The 1,122-nt window shown below is 65.8% G+C and carries 3 protein-coding genes; all 3 read right to left on the bottom strand.

All coding sequences use genetic code 11. The annotated features are described in order from the left end of the window. Positions 1 to 206: membrane protein insertion efficiency factor YidD (gene yidD / locus ACFU7D_RS29770; RefSeq protein ID WP_378874159.1), on the bottom strand; the 206-nt coding region annotated here is incomplete at its 3' end. Continuing rightward, complete coding sequence (gene rnpA / locus ACFU7D_RS29765) at positions 203 to 574, bottom strand: ribonuclease P protein component (protein WP_378874157.1); 372 nt, start codon at positions 572 to 574, stop codon at positions 203 to 205. The genes yidD and rnpA, both read right to left, overlap by 4 nt. An 18-nt stretch (positions 575 to 592) precedes the next feature. Then, on the bottom strand, positions 593 to 730 hold the full coding sequence (rpmH, locus tag ACFU7D_RS29760) for a 50S ribosomal protein L34 (RefSeq protein WP_014047156.1): 138 nt from the start codon (positions 728 to 730) through the stop codon (positions 593 to 595). Between the last annotated feature and the right edge of the window lie 392 nt (positions 731 to 1,122).

Genomic DNA, 1,122 nt, shown 5'->3' with positions numbered 1-1,122 from the left:
GGAACATGGTCCACACCGCCCGGCGACCACGGATTGCACCGCAGGATGCGCCAGGCCGTGAGCGCCGTGCCCTTGACGGCTCCGTGCCGGTCGATGGCCGTGTAGCCGTAGTGGGAACACGACGGGTAGTAACGGCAGACAGGCCCGAGAAGCGGGCTGATCGTCCACTGGTACAGCTTGATGAGAGCCAGCAGCGGGTACTTCATCGCGCGCCCCCTCCCAGCAGCCGCTGAAGGGCGGCGTCCAGGTCTCGGGCCAGCTGTGCATGGTCGGCGTCACCCGCACCGGGCAGCGCTCGTACGACAACAAGGCTACCGGGGGGCAGCAGAGCAAGCCGATCGCGGACCAGGTGACGAAGCCTGCGCTTCACCGCCGTGCGTACGACTGCTCCACCCACTGCTTTGCTGACAACGAAACCCGCACGTGGCGGGGGAGCACTCTCCCCTGTCACGTGCGGGTCCGTAGCACCGCTGCGTAGATGCACGACGAGAAGCGGGCGTCCGGCCCGACGTCCCCGGCGTACAGCGACCGCGAAGTCCTCGCGCCGCCTCAGCCGATTCTCGGTAGGCAGCACGTCATGACCTGACCGCGATCAGGCGGACAGGTTTGCGCGACCCTTGCCACGGCGGTTCGCGAGAATCGCGCGGCCGGCACGGGTACGCATGCGCAGTCGGAAGCCGTGGGTCTTGGCGCGACGACGGTTGTTCGGCTGGAAGGTGCGCTTGCTCACTCGGGGGCTCCAGAAATGATTCGTGTGTTGGCGGGACATCGCCTGGCTGTCACCGTGCGCCCACGAGGAACTCGCGTAAACGCCTTAGTGCACCGCTTCACAATCACAGATCGTGATGTTTGCCCATCGGAGGCAGGCGGCAGCAGCCATCGACAACTCGACCTGGTCACGGTACGCGCGGCTACGCCATCCGGTCAAACCGACTCCACAGCACCCCCTGCTGTACACAGCCTGTGGACAACAACTTGAACCGCGCGGGTCGGCCTGACTACCGTGGCTGAACTCTGGTTCTTTTCCTTCCTGCCTGCCGGGCCTCACCCGACCCGACCCATCCCGTCCCGAGAAGCACACAGTCGTGGGACATGCGAGAGAGCGTGCCTTGTGGCTGATGT

The sequence above is a fragment of the Nocardioides sp. NPDC057577 genome (assembly GCF_042801335.1).
Classification (GTDB): Bacteria; Actinomycetota; Actinomycetes; order Propionibacteriales; family Nocardioidaceae; genus Nocardioides.
The sequence above is the reverse complement of the archived record's forward strand: the minus strand, read 5'-3'. Positions and strand labels throughout refer to the sequence as shown.